The sequence below is a fragment of the Agriterribacter sp. genome, from assembly GCF_035444585.1.
In the GTDB taxonomy this organism is placed as follows: Bacteria; Bacteroidota; Bacteroidia; order Chitinophagales; family Chitinophagaceae; genus Agriterribacter.
In genome coordinates, this window is the sequence record NZ_DAOMOZ010000374.1 from 1 (window position 1) to 1,839 (window position 1,839).

A 1,839-nucleotide genomic window follows, 5' to 3' on the forward strand; every position below is an offset into this window, starting at 1 on the left:
CTGTCCACAGGCTCCATGATCTCAAAAACCTTATCCCAGTTTACCATGCCTTCGCCACATGCGCAGCCAACAGGAGTGCCGAATACCTTTCCTCTTTCTTTTTCTCCGTGGCTCATGCTGATGTCTTTGGCATGGATATGATATACGTGGTCCCGCACGACCTGAAGTCCGTCGTAGGGGTCTTCTATACCAGCCAGGTATGAGTTTCCGGTATCCCAGTTAACGCCTATCCAGGGAGATTTTACCAGGTTAACAATCCGCATTAAGCCTTCGGCTGTGCTGGTATAAACACCATGGGGTTCAATACAGAGATATACCCCGTGCCTTTGAGCGGCCAGGTTGGCCTTTGTGAGCGTGTATTTCATCACTTCATGCGCGAAATGATCATCCATCCAGTCGGGTTTTATCATTTCATCAGTGTTTACAAAGCGGGCATCCAGTGTATCGGCAAGGATAATCGCACGGGTAAGGCGGCTCACCGCAGCTTCGGGCTTCATCAGTGGGCTATGCCCGCTTAGGCTGCTAACGGTAATGCCATAGCGATCACAGGTCTCTTTCATCAGCAACGTATCCTCCTCCATTGAAAATGAATGAAAATATCCTACCTCGCTCAGCAATTCCCAACCGGTATGCACCATGGGTTCAATGTAGCGGTAGCCGAGGTCTGCCGCCTGCCTGACACCTGCTTCAAATCCCATGTCTGCGCTGCGGCAGTACTCCATGTTAAGTGTAATTCGGAATTTCGCCATTGTTATTTTTTTAGTGATGATATTTTTAGTGATGGCACCTTTTTCAGGGATCGTATTTTCAGCATGCCGAAAGCCACGATCAGCACCGCAGGGATCGCAGATATAAAGAGCAAGGTGCGGGCCCCCGCTGCAAGCTTCACCTGTTCAGGCAATAATCTGGTATCTGTTGCGGCAATGAAGGTGAGCTGGTGGTCATACAACTGGCCAAAATACGGCAATACAAGGGCTGTTGACAGCAACCCTGCCCCGCCCATTAACGACAACCCAAGCGGACCCGTTTTGGGCAGCTTCTCCGATACGAACCCGATCATTGTGGGCCAGAAAAAGCAAATACCTATTGCAAAAACTCCTGCTGCGGCAAACGTAACATAACCTTCCGCAGAACCCAGCCAGTACAACCCAATGAAAGAAAATATAGCAGAGAACAGCAATAATCCTGTAGGAGACAGTCTTTGCAGGATAAACCCCGCATTTGCCCGCCCCACTGTCATGATGCCGTTAATGAAAACCAATAACAATATGGAAGGTACGCCAACCGCAGAGAGCAGTTCAACGATCCATTGATTTGTACCAAGTTCTGTAGCGGCCGTAAGGAACATGCAAAACAGCATAAAAATAAAAAGTGGCCGCAGGCATTCCCTGATCATTTCCCTGTTTGAAACGCCCATTGAAACACGCTCGGACTTAGGAAACCGCTGCTTCAGGAACATTGCTCCATACAAAATAGTAGGGGGCAGCATTACCGCCATCTGTATTTGCCAGCCAAGATCCAGCAATGTCAGCAGGTAAGCCAGTACGCCACCGATCACTATCCCGGCGGGGAACCAGATATGCCACGCGTTGATCTTTCTTATTTTGTCGGTGGTATACATACTGCTGACCATTGCATAGCTGGCTGATTCAACGAAGCCATTTCCCAGTCCTACGAACAGGGTTGACACAAAGAGTGACCAGTAGCCGGTAGCGTAAATGGTAAGAATAATTCCGGCAATGTGGCCGATGAATGCAAGTATAAACATTTTTCCCAATCCTATCACATCACATAGAAGCCCGCCGACAAGCATAGCGGCCGTAAATCCCCAAAATGCCG

Annotated in this window: 2 protein-coding genes; both read right to left on the reverse strand. The window is 49.0% G+C overall.

Annotation, left to right across the window (positions count from 1 at the left end):
- Positions 1-749: sugar phosphate isomerase/epimerase family protein (locus PLH26_RS21635; RefSeq protein WP_324588090.1), on the reverse strand; the 749-nt coding region annotated here is incomplete at its 3' end.
- A 2-nt stretch (positions 750-751) separates the two neighbouring features.
- Positions 752-1,839, reverse strand: a 1,088-nt coding sequence (locus PLH26_RS21640) for an MFS transporter (protein WP_324588091.1), incomplete at its 5' end; no start/stop codon positions are given.